Annotated in this window: 13 protein-coding genes; 7 read left to right on the forward strand and 6 right to left on the reverse strand. The window is 66.0% G+C overall.

Annotation, left to right across the window (positions count from 1 at the left end; translation table 11 throughout):
- Nucleotides 1–63 precede the first annotated feature (63 nt).
- The 6 genes from ACTIFE_RS08555 to ACTIFE_RS08580 form a co-directional block, all read right to left on the reverse strand.
- Entirely contained in the window at nucleotides 64–1,515 is a 1,452-nt protein-coding gene (locus tag ACTIFE_RS08555) for an aldehyde dehydrogenase (protein ID WP_439528727.1), read from the reverse strand.
- A gap of 80 nt (nucleotides 1,516–1,595) precedes the next feature.
- A complete protein-coding gene (locus ACTIFE_RS08560; protein ID WP_439528768.1) occupies nucleotides 1,596–2,309 on the reverse strand; it encodes an ABC transporter ATP-binding protein in 714 nt (237 codons plus the stop codon).
- Entirely contained in the window at nucleotides 2,296–3,033 is a 738-nt protein-coding gene (locus ACTIFE_RS08565) for an ABC transporter ATP-binding protein (RefSeq protein ID WP_439528728.1), read from the reverse strand. The genes ACTIFE_RS08560 and ACTIFE_RS08565 overlap by 14 nt, the downstream gene beginning before the upstream one ends.
- Entirely contained in the window at nucleotides 3,030–4,016 is a 987-nt protein-coding gene (locus ACTIFE_RS08570; RefSeq protein WP_439528729.1) for a branched-chain amino acid ABC transporter permease, read from the reverse strand. The genes ACTIFE_RS08565 and ACTIFE_RS08570 overlap by 4 nt, the downstream gene beginning before the upstream one ends.
- Nucleotides 4,013–4,888 (reverse strand): branched-chain amino acid ABC transporter permease, encoded by an 876-nt coding sequence (locus ACTIFE_RS08575; RefSeq protein ID WP_106752383.1) that lies wholly within the window; start codon nucleotides 4,886–4,888, stop codon nucleotides 4,013–4,015. The genes ACTIFE_RS08570 and ACTIFE_RS08575 overlap by 4 nt, the downstream gene beginning before the upstream one ends.
- A 126-nt stretch (nucleotides 4,889–5,014) precedes the next feature.
- Nucleotides 5,015–6,247 carry an amino acid ABC transporter substrate-binding protein gene (locus ACTIFE_RS08580; protein ID WP_439528730.1) on the reverse strand — a complete coding sequence of 411 codons (1,233 nt, stop codon included), beginning with the start codon at nucleotides 6,245–6,247 and terminating at the stop codon, nucleotides 5,015–5,017.
- Nucleotides 6,248–6,461: 214 nt separating this feature from the next.
- On the opposite strand from ACTIFE_RS08580, the gene ACTIFE_RS08585 reads away from it, so the two are divergent.
- The 7 genes from ACTIFE_RS08585 (at nucleotide 6,462) to ACTIFE_RS08615 (ending at nucleotide 15,339) form a co-directional block, all read left to right on the forward strand.
- Complete coding sequence (locus ACTIFE_RS08585) at nucleotides 6,462–7,382, forward strand: helix-turn-helix transcriptional regulator (protein WP_439528731.1); 921 nt, start codon at nucleotides 6,462–6,464, stop codon at nucleotides 7,380–7,382.
- A gap of 166 nt (nucleotides 7,383–7,548) precedes the next feature.
- A complete protein-coding gene (locus tag ACTIFE_RS08590) occupies nucleotides 7,549–8,580 on the forward strand; it encodes a TRAP transporter substrate-binding protein (protein ID WP_439528732.1) in 1,032 nt (343 codons plus the stop codon).
- A 10-nt stretch (nucleotides 8,581–8,590) separates the two neighbouring features.
- Entirely contained in the window at nucleotides 8,591–9,163 is a 573-nt protein-coding gene (locus ACTIFE_RS08595; protein ID WP_439528733.1) for a TRAP transporter small permease, read from the forward strand.
- The gene (locus ACTIFE_RS08600; RefSeq protein WP_439528734.1) at nucleotides 9,160–10,455 is read left to right on the forward strand and encodes a TRAP transporter large permease; all 1,296 of its coding nucleotides are present in this window, start codon (nucleotides 9,160–9,162) and stop codon (nucleotides 10,453–10,455) included. The genes ACTIFE_RS08595 and ACTIFE_RS08600 overlap by 4 nt, the downstream gene beginning before the upstream one ends.
- Nucleotides 10,456–10,479: 24 nt before the next feature.
- On the forward strand, nucleotides 10,480–11,721 hold the full coding sequence (locus ACTIFE_RS08605; RefSeq protein WP_439528735.1) for a M24 family metallopeptidase: 1,242 nt from the start codon (nucleotides 10,480–10,482) through the stop codon (nucleotides 11,719–11,721).
- A 152-nt stretch (nucleotides 11,722–11,873) separates the two neighbouring features.
- Nucleotides 11,874–13,298 (forward strand): sigma-54-dependent transcriptional regulator, encoded by a 1,425-nt coding sequence (locus ACTIFE_RS08610; RefSeq protein WP_439528736.1) that lies wholly within the window; start codon nucleotides 11,874–11,876, stop codon nucleotides 13,296–13,298.
- Complete coding sequence (locus ACTIFE_RS08615) at nucleotides 13,288–15,339, forward strand: sensor histidine kinase (RefSeq protein WP_439528737.1); 2,052 nt, start codon at nucleotides 13,288–13,290, stop codon at nucleotides 15,337–15,339. The genes ACTIFE_RS08610 and ACTIFE_RS08615 overlap by 11 nt, the downstream gene beginning before the upstream one ends.
- The last annotated feature ends 175 nt before the right edge of the window (nucleotides 15,340–15,514 follow it).

Genomic DNA, 15,514 nt, shown 5'->3' on the forward strand with positions numbered 1-15,514 from the left:
TGCGATAGCCCTGCCCCACGAGGGGGACCGGAGAGGCCGCTCCCCTCCCCTTTTGCCAGTGCGTCAGAACGGGTAGTGGATCGGGCCGTCCTGGATGGTGATCCAGCGCAGTTCGGTGAACTCGGCAATGCCTGCCTTGCCGCCGAAGCGGCCGTAGCCGCTGTCCTTGACGCCGCCGAAGGGCATCTGCGCCTCGTCATGCACGGTCGGACCGTTGATGTGGCAGATGCCGGATTCGATGCGGCGGGCGACCTGCATGGCGCGGGTGATGTCACGGCCGAACACGGCGGCCGAGAGGCCGTATTCGGTGTCATTGGCGATGCGCACCGCCTCGTCGATGCCATCGACACGCACGACAACCGCCACGGGCCCGAAGCTTTCCTGGCCGTAGATGTGCATGGTCGGGTTGACCCGGTCCAGGAGCGTGGCCTCCATCACTGCGCCCTGCACGCCGCCGCCGGCGGCCAGCACCGCGCCCTTGGCGGTGGCGTCCTTGATGAGATCCTGGATGCGCCGCGCCGCATGGGCATCGACCACCGCGCCGAGCGGGGTCTTGCCCTCGCGCGGATCGCCGGCCTTGAGCGACCGGGCCTTGGCCGTCAGCTTGGCGATGAAGGCATCGGCGATTTTTTCATCGACGATGATGCGTTCGGTCGACATGCAGATCTGGCCCTGGTTCATGTAGGCGCCGAAGGCTGCCGCATCGACGGCGGCGTCGAGGTCGGCGTCGTCGAGCACCAGGAACGGCGCCTTGCCGCCCAGCTCCAGCAGGGCCGGCTTGAGGTTGCGGCCGCACATTTCCGCGATGATCCGGCCGACACGGGTCGAGCCGGTGAAGTTGACGCGGCGCACCGCCGGATGGGCGATGAGGGCTTCAACGATCTGCGGCGCGTCGTCCGGCGCATTGGAAATGGCGTTGAGCACGCCATGCGGAATGCCGCCGGCCTGCAGCGCGTCGATGATCAGGCGATGGGTGCGCGGGCAGATTTCCGAGGTCTTCATGACGACGGTGTTGCCGCAGGCGAGCGGCGTTGCCAGCGAGCGGACGCCAAGGATGACCGGCGCGTTCCACGGCGCCATGGAGAGCACCACGCCGACCGGCTGGCGCATGGCCATGGCCATGCTGCCCGGGCGGTTGGACGGGATGATCTCGCCGGCGATCTGCGTCGTCAGGGATGCGGCCTCGCGCAGCATTTCGGAGGCAAGATAGACGTTGAACCGGGCCCAGCCTTCGGTGGCGCCGATCTCGTCAGCCATCGAGCGGACGAAATCGTCCGCCCGGGCGGACAGCGCGTCGGCGGCGGCCAGCAGGACCTTGCGGCGCGGACCGGGCCCCATCTGGGACCAGGCCGGGAAGGCGGCAGCGGCGGCGTCACAGGCGAGCTGCGCATCCTCGATGGTGGCCGCTGCGACACGGGTGGCGACATCGCCGGTGATCGGGTTGCGCCGCTCGAAAGTCCGGCCGTCGGAGGACTGGGTGTCGTCCGCGCCGATCAGAAGTCCAAGAGCATCCATGGTTTTGTCCTTGAGGTCAGTGCATGTCATGTGAAGTATCAGAGCCGGGGCACCAGTGATATCGGCCCCCGGCCGACGGATCAGTGGGTGAGGCCGAGGAAGGCGCGCTGGACCGCCGGGTCGGCCTTGAGATCGGCAGCCGATCCTTCGCCAACCAGCCGGCCGACCTCCATCAGGTAGCCCCGCGAGGCGAGCGCCAGCGAGAGGCTGACGTTCTGTTCCACGAGAAGGACGGAGACGCCGGCATCGCGCACCCGGCCAAGGGCCTGGAACAACTCGCCGACGACAACCGGAGCAAGGCCAAGGCTTGGCTCGTCCAGCATCAGGAGATCCGGGTTGGACATCAGCGCCCGGCCGATGGCGACCATCTGCTGCTCGCCACCGGACATGGTGCCGACCTGCTGGGCCCGCCGTTCGGCAAGCTTCGGGAACAGGTCAAAGATGAAGTCACGCTGACGCGCCTCCCCTGCCCGCGCCCGCCGGGCATAGGCCCCAAGCCGCAGGTTCTCCTCCACGGTAAGATCGGCAAAGACGCCGCGCCCTTCCGGCACCAGCGCGATGCCAGCCTCCAGCACCTTGTGCGCGGCAAGGCCGGCAATCGGGCGGCCGCCGAGCTGCAGCGACAGGCCGGGATCCGGCTTGACCAGCCCGGCGATGGCCTTGAGCAGGCTGGACTTGCCCGCACCGTTGCCCCCCAGGATGACGACGGTCTCGCCGCGATCGACACGGATGGAGACAGTGTCGAGCGCCAGGTGCTTGCCATAGCGCAGGCTCAGGCCTTCAAGCGACAGCAGCATGGGGCTCTCCCAGGTAAGCGCGGACAACCTCTGGGTCGCGCAGGACATCGGCGGTCGGGCCATCGGCCAGTTTTGACCCGGCATTCATCACCACCGCACGCGGACACAATGCGCGCACGGCGTCCATCACGTGCTCGACCAGCAGGATCGTGATGCCGCGGGCATTGAGCTTGGCAATCAGGTCAATGCCGATGCGCAGTTCCGACGGGTTGAGACCGGCGAGCCATTCATCAAGGAGCAGCAGCTTCGGCCGGGACGCCAGGGCGCGCGCCAGTTCCATGCGTTTCTGGTCGATGTAGGTGAGGTCCGTCGCCTTTTCCCCGCCCCGGCCTTCCAGTCCCACCGCCGCCAGCAGGTCTGCGGCCTCGATCCTTGCCTCCTGCTCGGAGGTGTGACCGGCGCGGAACAGAATGGCGGCGAGGATGTTTTCGGACACCGTCAACGACGGCAGCACCCGCACCAGCTGGAACGTGCGGGCCACACCGGCGTGGGCGATGCGATGCGCCGGCAGGCCGGACAGGCGCTTGCCCTGCAGCGTGATGGTGCCACCAGACACCGGCAGCAGGCCGGAGATCATATTGAGCACCGTGGTCTTGCCCGACCCGTTGGGACCGAGCAGGGCCACGACCTCGCCCTGGGCAAGCTCAAAGGAGACGTGGTTGACGGCGGTGAGGCCACCGAAGCGCTTGGAGAGATCGGAGATTTCCAGGAATGCCATCACTTGGCCTCCCCTTCTGCGAGCCGGCCCTTGCCGTGTTCCGGTGCCGTGCCGGCTGCCTGACGGGAGCGCTCGGACTTCATCCGGGCGATCAAGCCTTCGAGGAAGTCGAGCACGCCACGCGGCAGCACGAAGACAATGGCCATGAACAGGAGGCCGAGGATGATGGAATAGTGGTCCGGGAAGTTGGCCGAGAGCCACTCGAACAGCAGGAACAGCGGCACCGCACCGACAGCAGGCCCCCAGAGCCGGGTCGCCCCGCCCAGAAGCGCCATGATCAGCGTCAGGAACGAGATGGTCGGATTGAAGACGATGGTCGGCTCGATATAGGTCCAGCGCGGGGCCTGGATCGCCCCCACCAGCGTGATGATGACGGAGCTGAGGGCAAAGAGCGCCAGCTTCACCCGCGCGGTCGGCAGGCCGCAGTGCTCGGCCACCACCTCGTCATCGCCGATCATCTTGAGGGCGAGACCCAGTCGGCTGCGCTGGATCAGGTAGCCGATGCCGAAGGTGACGGCGCAGAGCACCAGCAGCTGCCAGTAGACCACTTCCGGACCATAGGAGACGAACAGGTAGCGCCCCAGCGTGCCGGTGATGTTGACCTCGTACCAGGTGACGAGCTGGCGGATCAGCTCGGCGAGGCCGAAGGTAAAGATGACGAAATAGACGCCGGCGAGCCTGAGGGTGGCAAGGCCGACCAGAAGCGAAACGCCAAGGCCGATGAGCGCGGCGAGCCCCAGCACCATGAGCGGCGGGAAGCTCTCGTAGAAGACGGAAACCGTATAGGCACCAATGCCGAAGAAGGCGACTGTTGCCAATGACACGAAACGCGTCGGCCCCGAGAACAGCGCCCAGGCGCTGGCAAGCGTGACGTAGCCGATGAGGCCGATCATCAGGCCGATGCCATAGGTGCCGAGATAGAGCGGCGCGGCGGCGAGGCCCGCGAAGGCGATGGCGGCAGCGGCAAGTCCAAGGATGGTCTTCATCTGACGGCCCGCCCGAAAAGTCCCTGCGGCCGCCACAGCAGCACGGCCAGGAAGATGGCATATGTTGCCGCCAGCGTCAGGCCCGGGTCGGCGTAGGTGGAGACGAGGGTTTCGACGAGCCCCAGGATCAGGCCGGCGGCGAGCGCACCGACAAGGTTGCCGACCCCGCCCATGATGACGACGATCAGCGCCTTCATGGTGAAGACGACGCCGCCGGTGGCCGTGAAGGTCTGGTACATGGAAATCACCACGCCGGCCGAGGCTGCGAGCCCGCCGCCCAGCGCGAAGGCAAAGGCTGCTGCGCGGTTGATGTCGATGCCGACGAGCTGCGCCGACTGCGGCGAGACGGCAACCGCGCGCAGGGCCGTGCCCCAGCGGGTGCGGGTGAGCAGCAGATAGAGCGTGATGCCGAGACCCAGCGCCAGGATGAGCGCGATCAGCCGGTTGGCGGCAATCGTCGCGCCCAGCACGTTCACCGGCTCGTTGAGGAACGTGTAGCTGGTGTAATTGCTGCCGAAGAGCACGAGCAGGATGCCCTGCACGACGAACAGCAGGCCGAAGGTGGTGAGGATGGAATCCACTTCCAGGACGCCGCGATTGGGGGCGCGGGCGACCAGCGGGGCGAGAATGACCGTGTAGACGGCATAGCCGAGCAGGAAGCCGCCTGGAACGGCAATGAGCAGGCCAAGGATCGGATTGATGCCGGCCGCGCCCTGCAGGACGAAGGCGGCGAAGGCGGCGGTGATGATCATGTCACCATAGGCAAGGTTCATGATGCGGGCGATGCCGTATTGCAAGGTGAGGCCCATCGCGGCGAGCGCGTAGGTTCCCCCCAGAACAAGGCCCGCGATAAGGGCTGTCATCAGGGTCATGAGATCTCCGGAGCCCGGGAACGGGCATCTCGATGGTCTGCTGGTCGGGCGTAGCGGTGCGTTGAGGCGAGAGCGACGGGCCGGGCTGCGGACCGGCGTAAGGGTCCGCAGCCCGGTGGTCAGGGCTTACTGCCAGGCCTTCTTCGGCAGCACGGGCTTGGAGGCACCCGGACGGTCTGCCGGCTCAATGCCGACGAGGTTGCCATCCTGCCACTGGCCAAGCAGCCAGAGCTGGCGCAGCTGGTTGTTTTCCAGCTTGGTCTCGCCCAGCACGGTGTCGAAGGTGGCGGTGGACAGTTCCTTGGCAACCGCATCCCGGTCGAGGCCGACGCGCTTGATGGACTCGGCCAGCATCTGCAGCGAGGCGTAGGTGATCACGCTGCCCCACAGGTCCGGATACTCGCCGTTGAGCGCCTTGTGACGCTCGCGGTAGGCCATGTTGCGCTCGTTCTTGATGTCGATGCCGCCGAGGGTCATGATCCCGTCCGCCTTGGGGCCGAGGTTGCGGCCATAGGTCGGGAAGCCGGCGCCGACGCCCAGATACAGCACCTTCGGGTTGAACGCCTGCACCTGCGACTGCTGGGTCAGGGCGAAGGTGTCCGGCGGATAGGAGAAGGCGACGAAGGTGTCGGCGCCGGAATTGGCGGCCTCATTGATCAAGGTGGTGAAGTCCTGGGTGCCGACCGGATAGGTGCGATCCATCACCACTTCGAGGCCGGCTTCCTTCATCGCCGGGCGGGCGGCGTTGACGAGATCGATGCCGAAGCCGTCAGCAACCGAGATCATCGCGACCTTCGAGTTGATCACCCCGGCTTCGGTCTGGGCCGCTGCCATCTTGGCCAGCGCGCCGGCATAGTCACGGCCGCCGCCGAGGAACCAGTAGCTCTTTGGCCAGCGCTTGACGAAATCCGGCGCCTTGTCGGTGACGGACGACACGGCGAGCTGCGGATAGCCGTAGCGGTCGAACAGCGGCGCGACGGCGAGGTTGAAGCCCGTGCCCCAGGGCGGCAGGATGAAGTCGACCTTGTCCTGGCCAGCCAGTCGCTCGACCGCGCGCACGACTTCCTCGGCGCTGGAACGGTCGTCGTACTCGACAACCTCGACCGGCAGCTTCGTGCCATCGGGCAGTTCGAGGCCGCCGTTGGCCGCAACATCGGCGAGCCAGAGCTTGTAGTTCGGGATCGTCGTCATGGCCGCGCCGCCGGCATTGGCACCGGTCTTGGAGACGGCGTAGCCGATCTTGATCGACTTGCGCTCCTCGGCTGCAGCGTCTCCCGCAGACAGAGCAAATGTGGCAAGGTGAGCCGCCGCGAGCACGGCAAATGTCGACAGGCGCAGCCTGTCCTTCAAGCTTTTCATGTCTTTCCTCCCAAGGCTCCGCGCTTGTTCCTCCCACGCGGACGGATCACAGGTCGGGGTTTCCCTGCCTGTAGATCCCTGGCTCTCAAGATGGGGCCGCTTAACATGTGAAAAAATGGACATATTGAAAAAGAAATTGTACTTTTGATCGGTTTCCGAAGGCGCGATCACGTAGCAACCCGTAGACGTGCCCCGTTAATGACCGGTCCCTGCCATGCCCCTGTCTGACAGTCTGCCGAGGAACACCGCCGGGATCGCGCTGGTGGAAAGCTATCCGCAGCCGATCGAGGTGCTGCCGGACACGGAAGCAACCGTGATCCGCACCGCGCTGTCGCCCATGGGCTGGACGCTGCGTGGCTTGCGCAACCGCGCCTTCGTTCTGGTCGCCGGAAGCGGACAGCTCGACATCGGCGCCGCCACCATGCCGATGACCGGCCCTTGCGCCCTGTGGCTGCCGGCGGGCCGCAAGGCCCGGCTGACGCTGAACCCCGGCTCGCGCGGGGCGGCGCTGATCGTGTCAGAACTGGCGCTGGGCCGTGCGGTGCCCTCTGGTCCGGTGGGACGGCAGGTGAAGGAGGCGCTGTTTCATCCGATTATTGGTGGCCGCCTGACCCCGGCGCAGGCGCAGGATCTCAGCCGCGCCATCGAACAGGTGGGCGTTGAACTGAAAAGCAGCCTGCCCGGCGCGCAGGAAGCGGCGCGGCATCACCTCGTGCTGGCGCTGATGAGCTTCTGGCGCATTTCCAGTCCGGTGCCGCAGAAAGTCCAGGCCGCACCGCGCGCCATCGTGCGCAACTTCCTGCATCTGATGGAGCTGCATCTGCGCGATCACTGGACCGTGGCGGACTATGCCGATTTCCTGTCCGTGTCACGGGCCCGGCTGACCAGCGCGGTCAAGCGCGTGACCGGCCGGACGCCGCTGGCCCTGATGCACGAACGGCTGGTGATCGAGGCCGAGACGCTGCTGGCCGATTCCAACCTGCAGGTGAGCGAGATTGCCGAGACGCTGGGTTTCAAGGATGCGGGCTATTTCAACCGCTTCTTCAAGCGCGAGACCGGCCGTCCGCCCGGCCGGGTCCGGCAGGCCGACAGCCGTGATGCCAAGCGGCATCCGAACTTCGCGGAATGGCCGTGACACGAAGGCGTGCAAATTTGGAAAAGTTTTGCCACCTTACTGCACGTCAGACGGGTGAAGCATCGTTGCCCCGGATCGGGCCCTGTGAGACAGTCCGAGCTGACAGATGCAACCGGTTCCATAGACAGGTTGCCTCGGCCTTCACGTTACACGAGAGGATACCCTGATGCGCCGTTTTGCAAAGCTTCCCGCCCTTGCCCTGGCTGCTGCCACGATGACCTGCGGCCTCGTGCTGGCCGGCGCCGCCTCGGCCGAGCCGGTCACCTGGCGCTTCAACAACAATTACGCGCCGACCCGGCCGGAATCCGAGCACATTCGCAATTTCGCCAAGGACGTCGAGGCCCGCTCGGGTGGCGAGCTGAAGATCAACGTGATCGAAGGCGGCGGCATGAACCTCAAGGACGCCGACGCGCTGCGCTGGATGCAGACCGGCACGCCGGAAATCGCCTTCATCTGGCCGACCTTCATCGGCCGCGACGCGCCGGATCTGGCCAGCCTTTATGTCTATGGCTCGGTGTCGACAGCGGACGAACACCTGAAGGCGCTGCCGGCCGTGAAGGGCGCGCTGAAGGACGGCTTCGAGGAGCGCGGCATTCCGGTCGTCGGCTACATGGCGCTGCCGATCATCGATGCGTCGCTGTTCTGCCGCGAGCCGGTGAAGACGCTGGACGAGCTGAAGACCAAGAAGGTGCGCGTAGGCTCGCGCGAGCAGGTGGAGACCTTCACCGCGCTGGGCGTTGCTGCCCAGATCATCCCGCAGAATGAACTCTACTCCGCCCTGCAGACCGGCGTTGTCGACTGCGCCCTCTATGCCGCGCGCTTTGCCAAGTCCGTGTCGCTGCAGGAAGTCGCCAAGCATGCCGTATACACCGGCTTCCCCTTCCCGCCGGTGCCCTATGCCATCGTTGCCCACAAGGGCAGCCTCGACAAGCTGACCGATGCGCAGCGCAAGGCGCTGGACGAGGCAGCGATCGCGCTTGAAACCGCCTCTTCCGACTTCTCCAAGGACACGGCGGCGGAAGCTGCTGCCCGGGCGGCGCTGGCTGAAGCCGGCGTGACCTACTACGCCGACTTCAGCGACGCGGACAAGGACGCGATCCGGGCTGCTGCTGCCACCACCTGGGAAAAGCTGACCACGGAAGCCGGCGACAAGGCCGTCGCCCACCGCGCCGCCATCAGCGACCTCCTAAAGAAGTGAGTGGGCCGGCGTGACGACCGACAAGAACCAGTCCCCGGACGCAGCACCTGCGCCCGGGCCAGTGCTGCACCACCCCGGACGGATCCTGTCCGGGGTGCTTCTGTTGACGCGGACGCTGGCAGCCCTTGGAGCTGCCTGCGTTGCCGTTCTGGCCGTGCTGACGGTGGCCGCCGTGGTGATGCGCTACGGACTTGGCGCGCCGTTCCGCTTTACCGATGAACTGGGCGGGCTGCTGCTGGTCACGTCGGTGTTCTTAAGCCTGCCGCATGTGCTGGCGAGCCATGCCAACATCCGCGTGACGCTTGTCAGTGACCGGTTGTCCGGTCTGCCGCGACGTGGGGTCTGGATTCTCGGCCAGCTGATCCTCGTGGCCTTCGCGGCCATTTTCCTGCGCGATGCCCTCGGCGAGGCGCAGTTCACGCAGAAACTGAACCTCAGGAGCGAAGTGGCGCGCATTCCGCTCAGCCCCTTCGTCTGGCTGATGGTGGCCGGCATGGGGCTCGTTGCCTTCATCGGCGCATTCCAGGCGCTTGGACCCGGTCCAGGCAAAGCGCACTCCTCCGGACCAGGACCCCATCCATGATCTGGACCCTTCTTGGTAGCATGACGCTGGCAACGGTGATGACCGGCGCGGTGCTGGGTGCCGCCCTCGGCCTGACCGGCTTTGCCGTCCTCCACTTCTTTTCCGGCGGGGCCACGAACCTCGGCGTCCAGGCGGTCTGGAACACGTTCAACAGCTACACGCTGACGGCGATCCCGCTGTTCATCCTGCTGGGCGAGATCCTTGTGGCGAGCGGGCTTGCCCGCAATGTCTACCGGGCCATGTCGCCCCTGTTCGCGCGCCTGCCCGGTGGGCTCTTGCACACCAACATCGCCGTCTGCACCCTGTTCGGCGCGGTCAGCGGTTCGTCCATGGCGGTGGCCGCCGCCGTCGGCTCGGTTGCCTATCCCGAGCTGACCCGGCGCGGCTATGACCGCAGCACAGTGGTCGGCTCGCTGGCCGGCGGGGGAACCCTCGGCCTCTTGATCCCGCCGAGCCTCAGCCTGCTGATCTATGGCGCCTTCACCGAGACCTCGATTGGCAAGCTGTTCCTCGCCGGCATCGTGCCGGGTCTGATCGCGGCCGCCGGCTTCATGGTCTGGATCACGATCCACAGCCTGCGCCGGCCCGAGCTTGCCCCGCGCAATCTGGAGCCTGTAGTCGGTCTCGGTCAGGCGCTGAAGGGACTTTTCGAGATCTGGCCGCTGCTGGCGCTGATCGGTGCCGTCCTCGGCAGCCTCTTTGCCGGACTGGCAACGCCGACCGAATCCGCCGGCATGGGCGTGGCCGCCGCCATAATCCTGGGTTTTGCGGTGGGCGACCTGACGCTTGCCGGCATCGGCCGGGCGCTGATGTCGACGGTGACGACCTTTGCCGTCATCGCCATGGTGTTCATGGGGGCGGTGATCCTGGCGCAGTCGATCAGCGTCCTTGGCCTGCCGCAGCAGCTGCTCGGCCAGATGGCGGAGCTTGGCCTGTCGCCGCTGATGGTGCTGATGGCCATTGTCCTGCTCTACATCCTGCTCGGCATGGTGTTCGACGGGCTGTCGATGATGATCATGACGCTGCCCATCGTCTTCCCGCTGCTGACCGGGCTTGGCTACGATCCGGTCTGGCTCGGCGTGCTGATCACGCTGCTGATCGAGATCGGCATGCTGACGCCGCCGGTGGGCATGAACCTCTTCGTCCTCGTCGGCATGAGCAACAACCAGGTGACGCTGGGCGATGCGGCAAAAGCGGCCTTCCCCTACTGGCTGGTGCTGCTGAGTGTCATTGCGCTGATGACCCTGCTGCCTGTCCTTGCTACCGGCCTGCCCGGACTGGTTCGACTGTAACGATATCTGCTGGAAAGCTCCGCCATGCCTGCCCTCAATCGTGACCGCGCCGAACGCCTGATGGCAGATGCAGGACTTGATGCCCTGCTGCTGCTGTCGCCGGAGAGTTTCCGCCATGCCACCGGGGCGCCGGCCGGGGTCGGCACCATGTGGCGGCGGGCCGGCGCGGTGGCTGTGCTCGTTCCTGCCGATGCCTCCCTGCCTGAAATGGCCGTGGCAAGCGACCTGTTTGCGCCCGCCTTCCGGGCCGCAAGTCCGATCAAGGATCTGAGGACGACGCCGCTCTGGGTCGAGACGACGGAGCTTGATGCCGACGCCGAGGGAGACCTTGCTGCGCGCGTGGCTTTCGCCAACCGGCAGGCCGGACGCAGTCCGCGCTTTGCCCGGCCAACAACCTTCGATGCGGGCCTTTGCTATGGCCATGTCGTTGAGGGCCTAAAAGCGCGTGGCATCCTGCCGGGGGCTCGCATCGGCGTGGAACTGGCCGCCATTTCCGCTGCCGACCTGCCTGCGCTCCAGTCCGCGCTGGCCGGCTATGTCCTCACAGACGGCAGCGGCATTGCCGCGCGGCTGAAGATGGTGAAGACCGCTGAGGAAATCGGCTTCCTGCGCCAGGCGGTCGAACTCTCCGAACACGGCATTGTGGCCCTGCGCGATCAGGCCCGCGTCGGCATGAGCCGGCGCGAGATTGCCGCGCTGTGGATCGATGCGGTCAAGGCCGCAAGCCCCGGCCCAGCGCTCACCGGCACCTGGGACTATGTCTCTGTCGGCAAGGATCCCTGGGGCGGCGAAGCAACCGCGACGGAAGGCGATATCGTCAAGGTCGACGTCGGGTGCCTGATCAACGGCTATACGTCGGACACGGGCCGCACCTTTGTCTTCGGCGCACCATCGGATGATGCGCGGCGTGTCCATGAGGCCCTTGCCGCAGGCTTTGCCGCCGGTGAAGCGCTGCTTCAGCCCGGCACCCCGCTGAAAGAGATCCACCGGGCCGCAACCGCCGCCATCCATGCCGCGGGCTTCCCCGAGTTCAGCCGCGGGCATTTCGGCCATGGACTGGGGGCCAGCCTTGGCAGCGAGGAATGGCCGTTCATTGCCGCTGACAGCGACGTGGTTGCCGAGCCGGGCATGGTGCTCGCCTTCGAATGCCCCTGGTATCTCACCGGTCTCGGCGGGTTCATCTTGGAAAACCAGTATCTGATCACCGAAACCGGCGCGGACAACATGAACCGCCTGCCCACGGACCTCGTCACAATCGGCCGCTGAGCCTCCCGAACACCGGAGTGGTGCCCTTGCTCTTGTGCGTCAGGTTTGCAAGGCTGGCACCTTGCCGGCTTGTGACACAGGGGCTCCTAGCCGCCTGACGCTGCGAAAGACAGCCCAGCCGGCGGGGCCGCAAGGCCCGGGAGGGATGAGACATGCAAACTGCCAGCCGCGTCACCGACGCGGAGCCCCTGAGCAATCTTGACCGGATCCTGCGCGAGGCTTCCATTCTGGTCGTCGACGACGAACCGGGCATGCGGCACTTCCTCGACCGGACCTTGCGCCCGCGCTGCCGCTCGGTGGAACTCGCCTCGGACACGCAAGAGGCGACCGCCCTGCTGGAAGGGGCGCATTTCGATGTGGTGATCCTCGATAACATCCTGTCGGGCAAGCGCGGCGTCGACTGGCTGGCGGAGCAGAACGACACGGGCTTTTTTCCCGCCGCAATCCTGATCACCGCCTATGCCGATCTGGAGACGGCGATCCAGGCGCTGCAGGCGGGTGCTGCGGATTTCGTGCTGAAGCCGTTCCGCTCGAACCAGATCCTCAATGCGGTGGCGCGCTGCGTCGAGCGCTCGCGCCTGCAGCGGGAAAACACGGTCCTGCGGCATGAACTGCAGGCAAGTTCCGACCTGATCCTGCTGCGTGACAAGCTGATCGGCAATTCCCTTCCGATCCGCGAGGTGCGGGCGACGCTGGCCCGGGTTGCCCCCCTGCCCTCGACCGTGCTGCTGACGGGGGAATCCGGCACCGGCAAGGAAGTCGCCGCACGGATGCTGCATGACCTTTCGGAACGGGCCGACAAGCCCTTCGTGCCGGTGAACTGCGCGGCGATCCCCGCCGACATGGTGGAGAGCGAACTCTTCGGCCACGTCAAGGGCGCCTTCACCGGAGCATCCGGCGCGCGCGAAGGTCTGTTCCAGCATGCCCGCGGCGGAACGCTGTTTCTTGACGAAATCGGCGAATTGCCACTGGCCACGCAAAGCAAGCTCCTGCGGGTGCTGGAGGACCGGAAGGTCCGCCCGCTGGGCACGGAGCGAGAGATCCCGGTCGATATCCGGCTGGTCTTTGCCACCAATGTGGACCTTGTGCAGGCGGTGGCGGACGGGCGCTTCCGGGCGGACCTGTTCTACCGGCTGAACATCGTCACCATCCACATGCCGCCGCTGAAGGATCGTGGCACAGACGTGCAGGACCTGGCAGACCTGTTCATGGCAAAGCTGTCGCAGCAGCTCGGCATGCCCCCCGTTGCAATTACCTCCGAGGTGCGGGCCGCGCTTGCCGCCTATTCCTGGCCGGGCAATGTGCGGGAGCTGCGCAATCTCATCGAGCGCAGCCTGATCCTTGGTCGCTTCGCCCCGGATTTCCTGGCACAGGCGACGCTGGGGCTGCCGGCCAGCATATCCACTGCCAGCTCAGCTGCGACCGGCGCAAATGACGAGACGCTGGCTGGGATGGAACGGCGGCTGATCCTGTCGACGCTGGCCGCCTGTGGCGGCGACCGGGATGCAGCAGCCGCGAAGCTTGGCATCTCGCGCAAGACCATCGACCGGCGTTGTCAGGACTGGAATGTCAGCTGACCCCACCCCCGATGCTGCATCCCAAAAGGGATCGGCGCCTCGCCCCAGCCGGTCGATCCGCTACCGGCTGCTTGCCATTGCCCTGCTGCCGACACTGGTGCTGCTGCCCCTGGTGGCCGGCGCGCTCATGCTGCGCTGGAGTGGCAAGTTTGACGAGTTGCTGATCGCCAAGGTGAGCAGCGATCTGACCGTGGCGCGGCAGTATCTCGGCCGCATCCTGGAAACCACCGGCGAGCGGGTGACAGCGCTTGGCCAGTCGGCGCGGTTCCAGCAACAGGGCACAGCGGGTACGCTGCCTGAACTGCTCGCCCGGGCAAGGGGTGAGTTGAGGCTGGATTATCTCTATGTGGTCGATGATCTTGGGGCGCTTGTGGCGGCGAGCGCACCGGATCTCGTGGTGCCAGAGGCAAAGTCACCGGTGGTGCGCACGGCCCTTGGCGGACTACCCCGAACGGCCATCGACATTCTCGGCCCGCAAGACCTTGCCGCACTCGGTGACGGGCTCGCTTCCCGGGCAAAAATCGAACTCGTACCGACCCCGAATGCTGCACCAAGCGAGCGGACGGTCGAGGATCGCGGCATGGTCATCCAGAGCGCGACGCCGGTGCTTCTGCCCGGTGGACGGCAGGGCGCGCTGGTTGGCGGGTTGCTGCTGAACCAGAACCTGCCCTTCATCGACACGATCAACGACCTTGTCTACCAGGAGGGCAGCCTGCCGCAGGGCAGTGAAGGCACCGCGACCCTGTTCCTCGGCGATGTGCGCATCAGCACCAATGTGCGCCTGTTCGAAGGGCGGCGTGCGCTGGGCACAAGGGTGTCCGATGCAGTTCAGCGCACCGTGCTGGGTGAAGGGCAAGTGTGGCGGGCCAGTGCCTTCGTGGTCAATGACTGGTACATCTCGGCCTATGAGCCGATCCTGGACAGCCGGGGCGCCCGCGTCGGCATGCTCTACGTCGGCTTCCTGCAAGCGCCCTTCACGGCGGCCAAGCAAAGCACGCTGATCCTTGCCCTTGTCGCCGTCGGCTTGATCCTGGCCATCTCTGTTCCGGTTTTCCTGCGCTGGGCCCATGCCATCTTCCGGCCGCTGGAACGCATGACGGGGACGATCTCCAAGGTGGAGGCCGGTGATCTTGGTGCGCGGACGGGCGTTTCAGCCAGCGAGGACGAGATCGGCCGCGTCGCCGGCCACCTTGATCATCTGCTCGATCTCGTCCAGGAGCGCGACCGTGATCTCAGGCGCTGGAACGACGAGCTGAACCAGCGGGTCGCCGACCGCACGCGGGATCTGGAGGACGCCAACCGGGCACTCGAGGCGACGACACGGCAGCTGATCCTGTCCGAAAAGCTCGCGGCGATCGGCGAGATCACGGCCGGCGTTGCGCATGAAATCAACAATCCGGTCGCGGTGATCCAGGGAAACCTTGATGTCCTGCGCGAGATGATGGGCGCGCGCGCGGACGATGCGGCGACCGAATTCCGCCTGCTCGACGAACAGGTGCACCGGATCAACCAGATCGTCACCCGCCTGCTGCAATTCGCCAGACCCGAGGAATATGCCGGCTGGACCGAGCGGACCTATCCCGCAGACGCCATCCATGACTGCCTGCCCCTGGTGCAGCACCTCCTCAGCAAGGCCGAGATCGAGGTCGTCATCGACTGCCAGACAACCCGGCAGGTGCTGATGAACCGGACAGAGTTGCAGCAGGTGCTGATCAACCTCATCGTCAACGCCCTGCATGCCATGCCGGACGGCGGAAAGCTGACCCTTGCCTGCCGCGATAGCGATGAAGATGACCAGCCACAGGTTGAGATATCCGTTCAGGACACCGGCCGGGGCATTCCTGACGACATACGAGAGCGGATCTTCGATCCGTTCTTCACCACCCGCGCCGCCCAGGGGCCGGACAACCGGCCGAAGGGTACAGGCCTCGGCCTGTCGATCTGCCAGACCCTCCTCGGCCGGCAAGGCGGCAGCATCCGGCTGGATCGCAGCGATGCATCGGGAACGAGGTTCGTGATCCTCCTGCCCGAAGCCAGGTGAGCACTTTTACGGACAACTTGTCGCAGCAAGGCGGACAAACTGTCTGACAGCGAACGAACATGCTTATCAAATGATTGATAAGTCACGTGTCCTCGACTTGGCACGATCCTCGCAAATGCGTTGCCGGGAAGAGGACAAGGTTCGCCGATGGAGCCCGCCGGGAGGAAACGGGCGG

Origin of the sequence: Pannonibacter sp. (genome assembly GCF_051860505.1) — a bacterium.
GTDB lineage: Bacteria > Pseudomonadota > Alphaproteobacteria > Rhizobiales > Stappiaceae > Pannonibacter.

Bases quoted from the DNA above. Each gene is read 5' to 3' on its own strand.
- ACTIFE_RS08555 (WP_439528727.1), bottom strand. From the start codon at position 1,515: ATGGATGCTCTTGGACTTCTGATCGGCGCGGACGACACCCAGTCCTCC.
- ACTIFE_RS08570 (WP_439528729.1), bottom strand. From the start codon at position 4,016: ATGAAGACCATCCTTGGACTTGCCGCTGCCGCCATCGCCTTCGCGGGC.
- ACTIFE_RS08575 (WP_106752383.1), bottom strand. From the start codon at position 4,888: ATGACCCTGATGACAGCCCTTATCGCGGGCCTTGTTCTGGGGGGAACC.
- ACTIFE_RS08580 (WP_439528730.1), bottom strand. From the start codon at position 6,247: ATGAAAAGCTTGAAGGACAGGCTGCGCCTGTCGACATTTGCCGTGCTC.
- ACTIFE_RS08585 (WP_439528731.1), top strand. From the start codon at position 6,462: ATGCCCCTGTCTGACAGTCTGCCGAGGAACACCGCCGGGATCGCGCTG.
- ACTIFE_RS08590 (WP_439528732.1), top strand. From the start codon at position 7,549: ATGCGCCGTTTTGCAAAGCTTCCCGCCCTTGCCCTGGCTGCTGCCACG.
- ACTIFE_RS08600 (WP_439528734.1), top strand. From the start codon at position 9,160: ATGATCTGGACCCTTCTTGGTAGCATGACGCTGGCAACGGTGATGACC.
- ACTIFE_RS08605 (WP_439528735.1), top strand. From the start codon at position 10,480: ATGCCTGCCCTCAATCGTGACCGCGCCGAACGCCTGATGGCAGATGCA.
- ACTIFE_RS08610 (WP_439528736.1), top strand. From the start codon at position 11,874: ATGCAAACTGCCAGCCGCGTCACCGACGCGGAGCCCCTGAGCAATCTT.
- ACTIFE_RS08615 (WP_439528737.1), top strand. From the start codon at position 13,288: ATGTCAGCTGACCCCACCCCCGATGCTGCATCCCAAAAGGGATCGGCG.